This is a genomic window from Polynucleobacter sp. MWH-UH2A, assembly GCF_018687195.1.
Taxonomy (GTDB): Bacteria; Pseudomonadota; Gammaproteobacteria; order Burkholderiales; family Burkholderiaceae; genus Polynucleobacter.
Map to the genome: position 1 here is coordinate 1,764,008 of NZ_CP061321.1, position 14,508 is coordinate 1,778,515.

A 14,508-nucleotide genomic window follows, 5' to 3' on the forward strand; every position below is an offset into this window, starting at 1 on the left:
TCAATAATGATGATGTTGGTTTATTTGACATGAATAATCTTGAGAGTATTCGTGCCGCCTGGTTCGCCCATAGGCTCCCCAGAGGTAAGCACTACCGTATCGCCTTGCTTCACCGCACCCAAACCTTTTAAGCAGGCTTCAACTTCTTGTAAAGCGGTATCTCGATCCTTGGTGTAATCCAAACCAATGGGGGTGACATTGCGATACGTACTTAAGGCGCGCTGCGTTGCGATCTTGGAGGTCAAGGCAAAGATTGGCACATGAATGTTATGACGACTCATCCATATTGCAGTAGATCCTGAGTCTGTTAAAGCGGCAATCGCATCCGCATTAAGGTGATGGGCAGTAAATAAAGCGCCTAAAGCAATTGTTTGATCAATGCGTGTAAATGTTTGATCTAGGAAGTCTGTATCCAATTGGACGCGATCGGATTTCTCGGCTTCTACACAAATCTCTGCCATTGCTTTAATAGTTTGCACTGGATACATACCGGCCGCAGACTCCGCTGAGAGCATTACTGCATCAGTGCCATCGAGCACCGCATTAGCCACATCACTTACCTCGGCGCGGGTTGGTACTGGAGCATTAATCATCGACTCCATCATTTGCGTTGCGGTGATGGTGAACTTATCAGCCTCTCGCGCCCAAGCAATCATGCGCTTTTGTAAAGCAGGTACTGCAGCGTTGCCCACTTCAATCGCAAGATCGCCACGGGCCACCATAATGCCGTCACTCTCAGCAATAATACTTTTCAGTGCCCCTGACTCAATAGCTTCAGCACGCTCTACTTTGGCAATCGTTCTCACCTTACCAACACCGTGCTTTTTGCTGGCCGCATCAGCAAGCTTACGGGCATAAGCCATATCGGCGCCATCTTTAGGGAAGCTAATAGCTAAAAAGTCGACGCCCATGGCAATCGCTGCATCTAAATCGGCGATATCTTTTTCGGTTAGCGCAGGAGCAGTTAGACCACCACCCGCACGATTAATGCCTTTGTTATTGGAGAGTGGTCCGCCCTGCTCAACCAGCGTCAAAATTTTGCCAGCCTGAACGCCTTCAACTCGCAATACCACTAGGCCATCGTTTAATAACAGTCGATCGCCCTGCTTCACATCATTTGGTAGCTCTTTGTAATCCAAGCCAACACAATCCTGATTGCCCAACTCACAATCTACATCCAAGGTAAATTTATCGCCCTCTTTGAGCAAAATTTTGGTGTCAGCAAATTTGCCCACGCGAATCTTCGGCCCCTGTAAATCGGCCATGATGCCAACTTCCTTGCCCACTTCAGCAGAAATACTGCGTACTAAATCATGACGTGCCTTGTGGTCGGCAACAGTTCCATGGGAAAAATTCATACGCACGACATCGACGCCCGCGCGAATCATCTCGCGCAAAACTTCTGGCTTTTCAGAAGCAGGGCCTAAGGTCGCAATAATTTTGGTTGCTCTGAGCATATTTATTCTTTCGCTCTTTCGGCTAGCACCGCAAAGGCCGGGAGTGTTTTACCTTCTAAAAATTCTAGGAACGCGCCACCGCCGGTGGAGATGTAATCTACTTGATTTTCAATACCGTATTTAGCAATCGCTGCTAAGGTATCGCCACCCCCAGCAATCGAGAACGCAGGAGAATGCGCAATTGCTGCAGCCAACATTTTTGTGCCGCCGCCAAACTGATCAATCTCAAATACGCCTAGCGGTCCATTCCATACAATGGTTCCAGCATGAGCAAGCATGATAGAAAGTCGTGCAGCAGTCTTAGGCCCAATATCCAAAATCATGTCGTCTTCAGCAACTTGGTCTGCTGGCACTCGGTTTGCACGTGCCAATGGTGAAAGTTCATTCGCAACCACCACATCTTCCGGGATGGGCACATGAGCTCCGCGCTTTTCCATGAGATCCATAATCTCTTTAGCTTCATTTACCAAATCGGGCTCTGCTAAAGACTTGCCAATCGGAAGACCCTTGGCCAGCATGAATGTATTGGCAATACCACCACCAACAATCAACTCATCCACTTTTTCAGAGAGCGCCTTCAAGATGGTTAACTTGGAAGATACTTTTGAACCCGCAACAATCGCCACCAGTGGGCGCTTAGGACTTGCAAGCGCACGACTTAATGCATCTAATTCAGCAGCCATTAATGGCCCCGCGCAAGCGACTGGAGCAAACTTCGCCACACCATTGGTAGTAGCTTCAGCACGATGCGCAGTTCCAAAAGCATCATTTACATAAACATCGCAAAGCGCGGCAATTTTTTTCGCCAGCTCATCGTTGTTCTTTTTTTCACCGACATTTAAGCGGCAATTTTCCAGGAGAACTACTTCGCCTGGATTCACCTCAAATCCACCTTCAACCCAATCACTAATCAAAGGCACTTTACGATTTAACAATGTCGCAATCCGATCCGCAACTGGTGCCAGACTATCCTCAGGCTTAAATTGACCTTCAGTAGGGCGACCCAAGTGGGATGTCACCATCACAGCAGCACCCGCATCCAAACACATCTGTACAGCAGGCATTGATGCGCGAATACGGGTGTCCTCGGTAATATTGCCAGCGTCATCTTGAGGAACGTTTAGGTCGGCGCGAATCAGTACTCGCTTACCCTTTAATTGGCCCGATTGGGCTAATTCGCTTAAACGCTTCACTTTAAATAAGGATTCAGGCATGAGATAGGCTAAATATGGTGGTTTATGGGGAATACTCCATTCTAAATCGTCCCGCCCTACAACCCCCTAGGTCCTTACCTACAAATGGGGTCGCCTGCTCTACAATAGAGGCTTGGACGCACCTCGAGCCAAATGGTCATAGACCGCCTGGCCTGGCGCCCCGATTAATCCGCTATTTACAGATAGCCTATAGACACAAAAGGTAGAAAAAATGTCGATGTCCGACCGCGATGGTTTTATTTGGTCCGATGGGAAGCTGATTCCTTGGCGCGAAGCTAATGTTCACGTATTAACCCACAGCCTGCACTATGGAATGGGCGTATTTGAGGGTATTCGTGCCTATAAAACCTCTCAAGGAACCGCCATTTTTCGCCTGCCAGAGCACGTCAAGCGCCTATTCAATGGCACCAAAATCTTCCAAATGAGCATGCCATATAGCCCTGAAGAGATTAGCAAGGGCATTATTGATGTCATTAATAGCAACAAGCTTGAGGCTTGCTATATCCGTCCGATTATCTTTATTGGCTCGCAAAAGCTAGGTATCTCTCCCAAGGGCAACAGCATTCACACTTCAATCGCCGCCTGGGAATGGGGTGCTTATTTAGGTGAAGATGGCATTAACAAAGGTATTCGGGTTAAGACCTCTTCTTTTACGCGTCACTTTGTCAATTCTTCCTTAGTCCGCGCTAAAGCCTCTGGTTATTACATCAACTCCATTTTGGCCAATCAAGAAGTAACTGCCAATGGATACGATGAGGCATTGTTGCTCGATACCGAAGGTTACGTTTCAGAAGGTTCTGGCGAAAACCTCTTTATGGTTCGTAACGGCATTGTTTACACACCAGACTTAGCCTCTTGCCTAGATGGCATCACCCGTGACTCCATCATTCAGATTGCTAAAGATCTTGGCTATGAAGTACGCGAGAAACGCCTAACGCGCGATGAAGTGTATTCCGCCGACGAAGCCTTCTTTACGGGCACTGCTGCCGAGGTAACTCCAATCCGCGAACTTGATGATCGCACGATTGGTGATGGCAAACGCGGCCCGATTACTGAAAAAATCCAGAAGACTTACTTCGATGCTGTTTATGGCAGAAATGATAAGTACAAATCTTGGCTCACCTTCGTTAAATAAGCTCAACCCTATTTAACTCCTAGAAAGCAAGTGATGACTCAATCTCAAGCTGTGATGGTCGACGGTAAAGATCTTCCTTTACATTGCCCTACAAATAAAACGCCTGCATGGAACTCTCATCCACGCGTCTTTTTGGATATCACAAAGACCGGGGAAGCAAAGTGTCCGTACTGTGGCGCTGAGTACAAACTCATTCCTGGCACTGAGCCACACGGACACTGATTCGTATCAGCACCCATTCATTAAGGGGTGCTGAGTCGGGATACATCTCATGCAAGGTATTCTGATCATCGCCCCAAACTGGATCGGGGATGCGGTCATGACACAACCGCTATTGGCCACCCTAAAGGCTCAATATCCAGATTCCACAATTGATATTCTTGCCAGCAAGTGGGTTGCGCCAATTTATCGTGCATGCACCGAAGTCAATGAAGTCATCGAGGCCGATTTTCAGCATAAACAATTGCAGTGGGGATTACGCAAGCAGTTAGCAAAAGATCTTCAAGCAAAAAACTATCAAGCTTGTTTTGTGCTACCAAACAGTTTGAAGTCGGCACTGATCCCTTGGTTGGCAAATATTCCGTTTCGCATTGGCTATCGTGGTGAATTACGCTATGGCTTAATTAATATAGCGCTTGATAACCCAGGCAAAGTAAATCGCCCGCCCATGGTGGATCACTATCTAGCTCTGAGCCAACTGCTATCGGATGAGGGGGCATTATCGGCAAATGCAGTTAATGCGCCTCAACCAAAGTTAAATGTTTCATCGGATGCTAAACAATCTACTGACAAAAAACTGTTAGATGCCCATCTTGATCCCAATTCGATTTTTGTACTTTGTCCAGGTGCTGAGTACGGTCCAAGCAAACGCTGGCCAGCCTCTCACTTTGCAGCACTAGCAAATAATCTTGCACATGATCATCCGAATGCAAGCATCATTCTTCTGGGTAGCAAGGGAGATCAACCTCTAGCCGAAGAAATACTTCAGCAATCCCAAAGCCCAACAAAAATTCATAATTGGTGCGGCAAGACATCGCTCGATGAAGCTATCGCATTAATTGGAATGGCTAAAGCCGTTGTTAGCAATGACTCTGGGTTGATGCACATCGCTGCCGCTCTCAAAACACCTCAAGTAGCTATTTTTGGCTCAAGCGATCCCTCGCACACTCCGCCCTTATCAGAAAAGGCCAAAGTGATTTGGCTCAATCTCCCATGCAGCCCTTGCCATAAAAAAGAATGTCCTCTTGGCCATCTAAAGTGCCTAAATGACATCCTTCCGCAACAAGTATTCGCTACACTGAATACCTTGCTACAGCCTACAGGAAACTAGCTATGACCAAACTCGCTAGACTTTTTCATAATGCCGATGAAGTAGTTGATGCTTGGCGTGACGCCCTTCGTCATCGCGATGTTCAAGGAGCACTAGCAATTTGGTTGGATGATGATTCCATTACCTGCGTACTGCCAGAGGGTCATCGTCTGAGTGGGCATGCTGAAATTCGGGACGGTCTAGAAAGATTGCTTTCTAAGCAAGCCTTATTTTTAGAACCCATCGCCTGTATCAGTCACTCCATTTTGGGTGCTGCAGTTTATGACACCACTGAAGCGGTTCATTTCAGGGCGGATCAAATTGAAGCTGAGTTTTTCCTGAATATCACGCTTGTACTGTTACAAGATAACCAAGGTTGGCGTATTGCGCATTTACATGCCAGCCGCTCAACCGACGACACCTACGACGCACCTTCTACACCTCACGGTCTGCACTAATCACTATGGATGAGCAAGTTTTACGCTCACTCATTAAATGGCCTAATGTGCCAGATTGCTACGGCTGGCTTTCCTTAGACCGTAGAGGTCAATGGCGGATGCGGGATGAATTTGCGCAACAAAATGGATTGCCAGGTCAGGTGATTGAACACACCGCTCTTAAAGAATTTATTTACCGAAATTACGCTTGCGATGACTTAGGAAGATACTTTTTCCAAAATGGTCCGCAACGAGTATTTATTAGCTTGAGTATTGCCCCTTGGATTGCGCGAATTATTCCTAGTAATGATGCGCAAAAAATAGTCACGCAGTGCCACACTGAAATAAGTCCAACATCTGCTTTGAGCGATGAACAAGGAAATATTTACATCGCTGGTTCAGTCAAACAAAGTATTTGTATAGATCTGACAACTCAAGAGTTCAAGACAGAAGATTGCACTAGCGTTGCTTTACTGCATGACCATGACTTGGATCAGTTTTCCGAGCTTGCTAAATTACGTGAGGAAGCCTGCAGTTTTGGGGGTTCATGGAATTGGCAAGGCAGGCAGCTTGCACTGGATCCCATTCACTCTTCGGAGTTGAGCGAGCGGTTTGGCTTTATCAAAGACCCGGAACCACTTTAATAAGCTAGCCCGGGAATTGCTTTCCCTGATCTTTTAATTCATCTCGATACTGCCGCTGCATTTCCCGCAGGCGGGCATCAATACTGGAACTTTGATAAAAATCAGCACCGCCGGCATTGCGCGCAATCTTAAGCTGCTCTATTGCGGATGGCCAGGCGCCCTCTAAAGCATATTTCTCACCCAAAGCAAAGTGACGCATAGGCACATTCTTTGCTTGATCATAAGCATTGGATAGCATGCTCCACCACAGGATTTCATTGGGTTGTGAACGCGTACGCGCTTTTAACCAGGCAATCGCATCGGTAGTGCGTCCCATCTTGAGTTCAGCATTGACCATTGCAGCACCGGCAGCATATGACTGAGGATAGGCGCGCAATGCATTCTGGGCAATTTGCAATGCCTCTTCATTTCTTCCTTTTGCCAAAGCCAATTCAGAGGCTGTGATTTCGAGAGACAAACTTTGTCGCTGAATTGGAGATCCTGGTGCGCTGGCTTTCTGAGCTAAATTGCGTGCTTGCTGAAGATCGGACTCGGCTTGATCCCACTTGCCCTGTCGCTGCGCGATTAAAGCCAAGCCGTAGAAACCTTCCATTTGTTTGCCCACTTGAGGCTGCTTACTAAGGCTATCAAAAGTATTTTTTAAGTCGTAAAGGCCACTAGATGTACCCGCCTGCTCCATGCGAGCTCGCGCCTTAATGAAATAAAACTCCACAGCAGTGGGGACATTGCGTGCCGGAACAGTACGCGCCCGATCTTGCATATCTGCAATACGATCCGTTGTAAGCGGGTGAGTACGAACATAAGCAGGAACACCTTTATCCATAATGCCAGTCGCTTTTTGCAAGCGCTGGAAAAATCCGGGAGCACCATTGACGTCATATCCACTGGCATCCAAAATCTGAAAGCCAATACGATCCGCTTCTCGCTCCGCATCCCTGGAATAAGAAAGTTGATTATTAATAGCAGCGGCTTGACCACCCTGCATTAAACCTGCTGCAGCCTGAGGATTACGCGACATTGCTAAAGCGCCCAACACCATACCAGCAATCGCAATCATCGTATTGGTAGTCTGCTTGTCCATCTGTCTGGCCAAGTGGCGCTGCAATACGTGACCCGTTTCATGACCCATTACCGAAGCAACTTCAGAGTCTGACTCTGCGCTCACAATCAATCCGGTATGAAAGCCAATAAATCCGCCAGGCAATGCAAACGCATTAATGCTGCTGTCTTTCACCGCAAATAATTCAAAATTGTAGGCTCCACTACCTTGCTCATTAGCGCCCCCAAGCTGTAACTTTTTAGCAGCCTGCAATAGACGCCTCTCCATCTGGTTGAGGTAGTCGTAAATAGGCAAATCATTTGAATAATCTGCATCAGGACGAATTTGGCGCATGATCATTTCGCCATACTTTCGCTCATCTACTCGACTTAGCGCATCACCGCCAGGATCACCCATATCTGGTAAGACGATCGCAGGCTGACTTTGTAGACCGCTGCGGGTTGGAGCATTCGTGGGGCGCGCATCCGGAGATTGCATGGCACGATTAATATTCTGAATCGCCGCTGAATTACCCTCTACCGACACATCACCCGCGGGAGCGGCGCCAGCAGAATAAGCAGGGGAAGCGTAAGAACACCACAAGGCCAACACAAGCTGACCCGCCACCATGCGGCGCCAAATTGCGGTATTTTGTCCTGACTTTATTTCCTTCATCCCTATATGGTAAAACTTATCCCATGAACAAACTAACTCATTTTGATGCCAGTGGCCAAGCCCATATGGTAAATGTGGGAGATAAGCCCCATACCCATCGCATTGCAATCGCAATAGGCCAAATTACGATGCTCTCAGAGACCTTCAAAATGGTCGAGGGTGGCACCCACAAAAAGGGTGATGTTCTTGGCATCGCCAGAATTGCAGGCATACAAGCATCCAAAAAAACCTCTGATTTAATTCCACTCTGCCACCCACTAGCGCTAACCCATGTCAGCCTCGAATTTGCTCCAGACCCAAAAACCAATAGCATCCACTGCCAAGTTAGGGCGGAAACTACGGGACCAACTGGTGTTGAAATGGAGGCCCTCACTGCAGTTCAAGTCGCCCTACTCACAATTTATGACATGTGCAAAGCAGTTGACCGAGGAATGGTGATAGGCGAGGTAAAGCTACTTGAGAAGAGTGGTGGCAAGTCTGGCGACTGGAAGGCCTAATATACTTATATGAACCACCTGCCTAGGTGGTTCACTTTCGCTCAAAACCTTATTTGGTGATTCTGCACTCTGAGGGCAACAACTGCGGTATTAAATTGGTTTGAGTTGACCTACAAGACCAACCTCCAGCCCAAGTTGCACCTTCTGGCATAGATAGATCAATCGGCTTCGGTGAATTCGCATCTGGTTCATTGGTGGGCACAAGATGCAAAGTATTTTTGCCTTCTGGCGCCACATTAACTTGATAGTCAATTGCAATCGCGCCCGATGGCGTAATTTCAATTAGCTTCACGCTTCGAGTAGGCGAAAAGGTAAAAGAACCGTGAGTGGCTTCATCCATTGGTACAGTGCCTCGACTGGCAAACGCCTCAGTTACTGCAAGCTTTGCACTGGATGACAAATTCATCCCCTCTACAACGCGAGTACGCGCAATATAGTCTTGATACTGCGGCACTGCTACCGCAACTAGGATACCAATAATGGCAACTACAACCATCACTTCAATGAGCGTAAATCCTGCCTCGCGATGATCCTGTGCCGCTTGTGTTTCTCTATTTAATTTCATATCTTCTGCTCCTGAGGTCAAATACCTCATATTCCAGTCTATACCTCCTTTAAACAAGGCAACTGAAAATAAAAAAGCCGGCTATTGAAGCCGGCTTTATCTGATTTTGAATTCAGAAACGAATTACGCTTTATTAAGTCTCTTAATTGAATCCCTTTAATGAGATTCTTTCTTAGCATTTTTCTTCTTTAAGTATGAGCCTAGCAAAATAACGATAGCCACACCAATGCCCTCAAAGATCATGTGCGCATCTTCAAATGCCGCTTGCATAGATTCTTTAATTGCCGGATCTTCCACCAACATTCCGCCGGCTAATAAACCCAATAAGCCAGCTCCCAATGTGATGATGATCGGGAAGCGATCCATTACTTTTAGCAACATCGTGCTACCAAAAATAATCAATGGAATCGATAAACCAAGGCCAATAATCAGCAAAGCTAAACGCGTCTCCTCTGGGCCCTTTTGAGCAGCAGCCGCTACGGCCAACACGTTATCCAAACTCATTACCAGGTCAGCCACCAAGATAGTGCGGATGGCGCCCCAAATATTAGCGCTGCCTTCCATTTCTCCTTCATCATCACTATCAGCCAGCAACTGCACTCCGATATAGACCAATAAAACCGCACCAATAATCTTTAAATAAGGCAATGTAAGCAGTTGAACTGCTGTAACGGTAAGCACAACACGCAAAATAATCGCTGCAGCACTACCCCAAAAGATTGCTTTCTTTTGCTGATGTGCCGGCAAATTACGCGATGCCAAAGCGATCACCACCGCGTTATCTCCCGATAATAAGATGTTGGCAACAATGATTGATAAAAGTGCAGCCCAAAATGCTGGGCCCGAGAATGCTGAAAAATCCATTATGTCTCCCTACTGTATTTATCTTTTTATTTGCAACACTTCAAATACTACAAAAAGGGCGCCGTGTTTGCAGCGCCCTTTTTTAATTACAACATTGCCTTTAATAGCGCAGCCATTTCAGATGGGTTCTTCGTTACCTTGAAACCGCACTCCTCCATTACGGCAAGCTTGGCATCTGCAGTATCAGCACCACCAGAAATCAATGCGCCTGCATGGCCCATACGTTTGCCTGGAGGAGCAGTAACACCAGCGATGAAGCCAACTACAGGCTTCTTCATGTTCTCTTTGCACCAGCGGGCTGCTTCAGCCTCGTCTGGACCGCCGATTTCACCGATCATGATAACAGCATCTGTCTCTGGATCTTCGTTAAACATGCGCATTACATCAATATGCTTAAGACCGTTAATAGGGTCGCCGCCAATACCAACAGCAGTAGATTGACCCAAACCGATTGCAGTCAATTGACCAACAGCTTCATAGGTCAAAGTACCAGAGCGGCTTACAACACCAATGCGACCCTTCTTGTGAATATGGCCAGGCATGATGCCGATTTTGATTTCATCGGGAGTAATAATTCCAGGGCAGTTAGGGCCGAGCAATAAAGTCTTTTTGCCGCCCTTTGCTTCTTTAGCTTTCATCTTGTTACGCACTTCAAGCATGTCACGCACTGGAATACCTTCTGTAATACAGATAACAAAATCGAGATCAGCATCAACCGCTTCCCAAATCGCTGCAGCTGCGCCAGGAGGCGGAACATAAATTACTGAAGTGGTTGCACCTGTTTGCTGCGCAGCCTCTTTTACAGTTGCATAAATTGGAATATTAAAAATAGATTCGCCAGCTTTTTTTGGATTCACGCCAGCAACAAAACAGTTTTTGCCGTTTGCGTATTCCTGACATTTTTCAGTATGAAACTGACCTGTCTTACCAGTGATACCTTGTGTAATGACTTTGGTGTTTTTATTAATCAAAATAGACATATTGAAATTCCTGGATTATTTGTTTTTAGCAACAGCAGCGACTACCTTAGTAGCGGCTTCGGCCATGGAGTCAGCGCTAATGATTGGCAAACCTGAATCTGCAAGAATCTTCTTACCTAGCTCTTCGTTTGTACCCTTCATGCGCACCACCAAAGGTACTGTGAGGTTTACTGCTTTACATGCAGTAACAACACCATCAGCAATCACATCGCAACGCATAATCCCGCCAAAGATGTTGACCAAAATCGCTTCAACACTCTTATTTTTCAACATGATCTTGAATGCTTCAGTAACCTTCTCTGCAGTAGCGCCACCGCCAACGTCCAAGAAGTTGGCAGGCTCGCCACCGAACAACTTAATCGTGTCCATCGTTGCCATTGCCAAACCAGCACCGTTTACTAGGCAGCCAATATTGCCATCTAATGAAATGTAAGCAAGGTCAAATTTAGATGCTTCAATTTCAGCAGCATCTTCTTCATCAATATCGCGATAGGCCACGATTTCTGGATGACGGAACAATGCGTTTGGATCAAAGTTGAACTTAGCATCCAAAGCCTTGATCTTGCCATTGCCCTCAAGAATTAATGGGTTGATTTCAACCAAAGAGGCATCTGTATCCCAATAGGTCTTGTACAAATTCTTAAATACATCGCGAGCCATTGGAATGGAGGCTTCAGGAACGCCGATTCCTTTAGCCACAATGTCGCAATCCGCATCGGTTAATCCAATCAATGGATCAACAAACACCTTAATAATTTTTTCAGGATGTGACTCAGCTACTTCTTCAATATCCATTCCGCCTTCGCTAGAAGCCATGATCACATTCTTTTGTGTCGCACGGTCTGTAACGATACTGAAGTAATACTCTTTTTTAATATCTGCGCCATCTTCGATCAGGAGGCGATTTACTTTCTGACCTTCTGGGCCAGTTTGGTGTGTCTTGAGTTGCATTCCCAAGATTTCAGAAGCGTATTTCTTCACTTCATCCATGCTCTTAGCCAACTTCACGCCACCACCCTTACCGCGTCCACCAGCATGAATTTGGGCTTTCACAACCCATACAGGTCCACCCAGTTTTTCTGCGGCTTTTATTGCCTCATCCACACTAAATGCAGGAATGCCGTTTGGAACAGGCACATTAAATTGGCGCAGAAGTTCTTTGCCTTGGTACTCATGAATTTTCATAATGACTCCGAAACGGTATCTTTTTTAGCAAGCGATGAGGATTTAAAAACAATGTCGCCAAAATCCCATACTTACTCTGGAAATAGCTAAATTAGCCAATTTTTGAATAAATGCGAAGGGCTTGACCGACTTCCTAAGTCTATCATGTTGCAATGCCGCAAATAGGGTTTTCTGATCCGTAATTGCCCTAATCAGGCGTTTGGCCACCAACAATCTTTGCCACCACTTCCAGGCCAAACCCCTTGCTAGCCAAGAAGCGATATTGCCTTGCTCGCTCTTTCTGGTCTTGCGCTTTTGTGCCATATTTTTTCGACCAAAGCCCATAAGCACGCTCAAACTCGGACCCTTTTAAATCCGCCAGAAGTTTGGCAGACTGCTTGCCATCTACACCTGCTCGTTGGAGCTCTTCCTGAATTTTCCGGGTACCGTATCGCTCGCTACGGCGCCGAACCAATGCCTCTGCAAAACGCTCATCTGATAGCCAGCCTCGAGCCTCAAAATCATCGAGAACCGCCTCAATACTCGAAGCACTAGCCTGTGGATTTGGCTCGACCTCAGTCAACTTTGCCCATCGTGCCTCTGACTCAGCGAGCTTTGCCGCCAAACTCTTGCGACTATATTCTCGCAACGATAAAAGACGCAAAGCCCGAGCTTTGAGACTCGGGCTTTGTTTTTGCTTTTTGCTACTGACTTCTGACATCGAGTTATTCGACTTCCTCTTCCTCACTTAGCACATCCGTCACTACAGCAGATCCCGCTTTAACACCTAATTTCTCGCGAATTTTTGCTTCGATGTCTTTAGCGATTTCTGGATTCTCTTTCAAGAATTCACGCACATTGTCTTTACCTTGCCCAATGCGATCGCCGTTGTAGCTGTACCAAGAACCAGATTTTTCAACGAGATCAGCTTCTACGCCCATATCAATAATTTCACCCTCTCTTGAAATACCAGCGCCATACATAATGTCAAAAATGGCTTCACGGAATGGCGGGGAAACCTTATTCTTCACGACTTTCACGCGGGTTTCATTGCCAACAACTTCATCGCCCTTTTTGATGCTACCGATGCGGCGAATATCTAAACGCATAGAAGCATAGAACTTCAAAGCGTTACCGCCAGTAGTTGTTTCTGGAGAGCCAAACATCACACCAATCTTCATACGAATTTGGTTGATGAAGATGACCGTTGTATTAGTACGCTTAATGGCGCCAGTCAATTTGCGTAGGGCTTGGCTCATCAAACGCGCCTGCAAACCTGGCAATGAATCGCCCATGTCGCCTTCAATTTCAGCCTTTGGAACCAATGCGGCAACTGAGTCAACCACGATCAAATCGATTGAACCAGAGCGGACTAATGCATCTGCAATTTCCAAAGCTTGCTCACCAGTATCTGGTTGAGAAATCAGCAGATTGTTTACATCAACACCCAGTTTCCCGGCGTACTGAACATCTAACGCATGTTCAGCATCAATAAATGCGCAGGTACCACCAAGCTTTTGCATTTCTGCAATCGCATGCAAAGTTAAAGTGGTTTTACCGGATGACTCAGGACCATAAATTTCAATTACGCGACCACGTGCAAGACCACCGACGCCAAGTGCGATATCCAACCCTAATGAACCGCTGGATACGACCTGAATATCTTGACTGATTTCAGCGTCACCCAATCTCATGATTGAGCCCTTGCCAAATTGCTTTTCAATTTGCGCTAAAGCTGCTGTTAACGCCTTTTGCTTATCTCCACTCATTCCCTCAAATTCTGAGGAGGCTGACTTTCTTTTATCATCCAAGGCCATTTTTTATTCCTTTTTCGCTTTGTATTGGGCTATTTCCCGAAGTTTTATCTACTTTCCAACAACTTAGGAGTCACTGTATATAAAAACAGTATTCTTTGCAAGCGACTTTTTTAAAGAATTTACGGATTTCCCACTAATCCATGTTCTATTGGGGTCCGATCCCAATAGAAAAAGAGTGGAATAGCGAGTGCCCAGACCATCCCGACCAGTATCAAACCGAGAGTTTGGCCACCAGAACCCCAAGATCCAGCCCCCATCCGAATGCCAGCCTCGTAAGACATTGAACCGCAAATACCTCCCAAAACTGCACCCAAAATAGGTCTACCCCGAAGCCAAGAAAGCGAGCCATTAATGGTAGTGGCTACCAAAACCCATAAAACCCACATCCAGATTGGAGAAAGTTGGCTTGTTGGCCAGGAGTCCTGGAAATTCAAACATCCAAGTTGCACTAAGAGACTGTCGGCAACAATGCCGTACAACAATGCTTTACTTAACAGGCGCAGCGACTCCTTAGGCTCATCCAGGCACCAGATATGAAAAGCTATATAGCCCAAAGTAACGAGAACCGCCCAAAAGACTTGTTGATTAGCCGCGCCCAAAACGCAAGCAAACCACCCAAGCTGAAAAAAGACAAAGTTCCAAAATTTAGCCATACCCAAACACCGAGCTACCCTAAGAAAAAAGCCACTGCCGCCGGGCAATGGCTTTTAG

16 protein-coding genes are annotated in these 14,508 nt (G+C 46.4%); 6 read left to right on the forward strand and 10 right to left on the reverse strand.

Features of this window, described 5'->3' with window-relative positions:
- Positions 1-20 precede the first annotated feature (20 nt).
- Both pyk and IC571_RS09105 read right to left on the reverse strand, forming a co-directional pair.
- Entirely contained in the window at positions 21-1,457 is a 1,437-nt protein-coding gene (gene pyk, locus IC571_RS09100) for a pyruvate kinase (protein ID WP_215316176.1), read from the reverse strand.
- Between the two features lie 2 nt (positions 1,458-1,459).
- The gene (locus tag IC571_RS09105; protein ID WP_215316178.1) at positions 1,460-2,671 is read right to left on the reverse strand and encodes a phosphoglycerate kinase; all 1,212 of its coding nucleotides are present in this window, start codon (positions 2,669-2,671) and stop codon (positions 1,460-1,462) included.
- 211 nt (positions 2,672-2,882) lie between these two features.
- On the opposite strand from IC571_RS09105, the gene IC571_RS09110 reads away from it, so the two are divergent.
- The 5 genes from IC571_RS09110 to IC571_RS09130 are packed head-to-tail and all read left to right on the forward strand — an operon-like array spanning position 2,883 to position 6,196.
- Entirely contained in the window at positions 2,883-3,806 is a 924-nt protein-coding gene (locus IC571_RS09110) for a branched-chain amino acid transaminase (protein WP_215316180.1), read from the forward strand.
- 33 nt (positions 3,807-3,839) lie between these two features.
- Positions 3,840-4,028 carry a zinc-finger domain-containing protein gene (locus IC571_RS09115; RefSeq protein WP_215316182.1) on the forward strand — a complete coding sequence of 63 codons (189 nt, stop codon included), beginning with the start codon at positions 3,840-3,842 and terminating at the stop codon, positions 4,026-4,028.
- Between the two features lie 49 nt (positions 4,029-4,077).
- Positions 4,078-5,136, forward strand: a complete 1,059-nt coding sequence (gene waaF / locus IC571_RS09120; protein WP_215316184.1) for a lipopolysaccharide heptosyltransferase II — start codon at positions 4,078-4,080, stop codon at positions 5,134-5,136.
- Between the two features lie 2 nt (positions 5,137-5,138).
- Entirely contained in the window at positions 5,139-5,573 is a 435-nt protein-coding gene (locus IC571_RS09125; protein WP_215316186.1) for a nuclear transport factor 2 family protein, read from the forward strand.
- Between the two features lie 5 nt (positions 5,574-5,578).
- Positions 5,579-6,196 (forward strand): DUF2946 family protein, encoded by a 618-nt coding sequence (locus tag IC571_RS09130; RefSeq protein WP_215316188.1) that lies wholly within the window; start codon positions 5,579-5,581, stop codon positions 6,194-6,196.
- A 4-nt stretch (positions 6,197-6,200) separates the two neighbouring features.
- Here IC571_RS09130 and IC571_RS09135 read toward each other — a convergent pair whose 3' ends face one another.
- Positions 6,201-7,910 carry a M48 family metalloprotease gene (locus tag IC571_RS09135; RefSeq protein ID WP_215316190.1) on the reverse strand — a complete coding sequence of 570 codons (1,710 nt, stop codon included), beginning with the start codon at positions 7,908-7,910 and terminating at the stop codon, positions 6,201-6,203.
- A gap of 23 nt (positions 7,911-7,933) precedes the next feature.
- Between IC571_RS09135 and moaC the strand changes: the two genes are divergently transcribed.
- Entirely contained in the window at positions 7,934-8,407 is a 474-nt protein-coding gene (moaC, locus tag IC571_RS09140; RefSeq protein ID WP_215316192.1) for a cyclic pyranopterin monophosphate synthase MoaC, read from the forward strand.
- A 49-nt stretch (positions 8,408-8,456) separates the two neighbouring features.
- Here the strand turns inward: moaC and IC571_RS09145 are convergent, their stop codons facing one another.
- The 7 genes from IC571_RS09145 to IC571_RS09175 form a co-directional block, all read right to left on the reverse strand.
- Positions 8,457-8,972, reverse strand: a complete 516-nt coding sequence (locus IC571_RS09145) for a pilin (protein ID WP_215316193.1) — start codon at positions 8,970-8,972, stop codon at positions 8,457-8,459.
- A gap of 156 nt (positions 8,973-9,128) precedes the next feature.
- A complete protein-coding gene (locus IC571_RS09150) occupies positions 9,129-9,836 on the reverse strand; it encodes a TerC family protein (RefSeq protein WP_215316195.1) in 708 nt (235 codons plus the stop codon).
- Between the two features lie 86 nt (positions 9,837-9,922).
- The gene (gene sucD, locus IC571_RS09155) at positions 9,923-10,816 is read right to left on the reverse strand and encodes a succinate--CoA ligase subunit alpha (protein WP_215316197.1); all 894 of its coding nucleotides are present in this window, start codon (positions 10,814-10,816) and stop codon (positions 9,923-9,925) included.
- A 15-nt stretch (positions 10,817-10,831) separates the two neighbouring features.
- Entirely contained in the window at positions 10,832-12,001 is a 1,170-nt protein-coding gene (gene sucC / locus IC571_RS09160) for an ADP-forming succinate--CoA ligase subunit beta (RefSeq protein ID WP_215316198.1), read from the reverse strand.
- A gap of 187 nt (positions 12,002-12,188) precedes the next feature.
- A complete protein-coding gene (recX, locus tag IC571_RS09165) occupies positions 12,189-12,701 on the reverse strand; it encodes a recombination regulator RecX (protein ID WP_215316200.1) in 513 nt (170 codons plus the stop codon).
- Between the two features lie 4 nt (positions 12,702-12,705).
- Positions 12,706-13,797 (reverse strand): recombinase RecA, encoded by a 1,092-nt coding sequence (gene recA / locus IC571_RS09170; protein WP_215316202.1) that lies wholly within the window; start codon positions 13,795-13,797, stop codon positions 12,706-12,708.
- A 119-nt stretch (positions 13,798-13,916) separates the two neighbouring features.
- Positions 13,917-14,450, reverse strand: coding sequence for a DUF2878 domain-containing protein (locus IC571_RS09175; protein ID WP_215316204.1), 534 nt, complete (start codon positions 14,448-14,450; stop codon positions 13,917-13,919).
- Between the last annotated feature and the right edge of the window lie 58 nt (positions 14,451-14,508).

Coding starts and splice junctions, on each gene's coding strand:
- IC571_RS09125 (WP_215316186.1), top strand. CDS start 5,139: ATGACCAAACTCGCTAGACTTTTTCATAATGCCGATGAAGTAGTTGAT.
- IC571_RS09135 (WP_215316190.1), bottom strand. CDS start 7,910: ATGAAGGAAATAAAGTCAGGACAAAATACCGCAATTTGGCGCCGCATG.
- moaC (WP_215316192.1), top strand. CDS start 7,934: ATGAACAAACTAACTCATTTTGATGCCAGTGGCCAAGCCCATATGGTA.
- IC571_RS09110 (WP_215316180.1), top strand. CDS start 2,883: ATGTCGATGTCCGACCGCGATGGTTTTATTTGGTCCGATGGGAAGCTG.
- recX (WP_215316200.1), bottom strand. CDS start 12,701: ATGTCAGAAGTCAGTAGCAAAAAGCAAAAACAAAGCCCGAGTCTCAAA.
- IC571_RS09115 (WP_215316182.1), top strand. CDS start 3,840: ATGACTCAATCTCAAGCTGTGATGGTCGACGGTAAAGATCTTCCTTTA.
- IC571_RS09145 (WP_215316193.1), bottom strand. CDS start 8,972: ATGAAATTAAATAGAGAAACACAAGCGGCACAGGATCATCGCGAGGCA.
- IC571_RS09130 (WP_215316188.1), top strand. CDS start 5,579: ATGGATGAGCAAGTTTTACGCTCACTCATTAAATGGCCTAATGTGCCA.
- IC571_RS09105 (WP_215316178.1), bottom strand. CDS start 2,671: ATGCCTGAATCCTTATTTAAAGTGAAGCGTTTAAGCGAATTAGCCCAA.
- sucD (WP_215316197.1), bottom strand. CDS start 10,816: ATGTCTATTTTGATTAATAAAAACACCAAAGTCATTACACAAGGTATC.
- IC571_RS09150 (WP_215316195.1), bottom strand. CDS start 9,836: ATGGATTTTTCAGCATTCTCGGGCCCAGCATTTTGGGCTGCACTTTTA.
- recA (WP_215316202.1), bottom strand. CDS start 13,797: ATGGCCTTGGATGATAAAAGAAAGTCAGCCTCCTCAGAATTTGAGGGA.
- waaF (WP_215316184.1), top strand. CDS start 4,078: ATGCAAGGTATTCTGATCATCGCCCCAAACTGGATCGGGGATGCGGTC.
- IC571_RS09175 (WP_215316204.1), bottom strand. CDS start 14,450: ATGGCTAAATTTTGGAACTTTGTCTTTTTTCAGCTTGGGTGGTTTGCT.
- pyk (WP_215316176.1), bottom strand. CDS start 1,457: ATGCTCAGAGCAACCAAAATTATTGCGACCTTAGGCCCTGCTTCTGAA.
- sucC (WP_215316198.1), bottom strand. CDS start 12,001: ATGAAAATTCATGAGTACCAAGGCAAAGAACTTCTGCGCCAATTTAAT.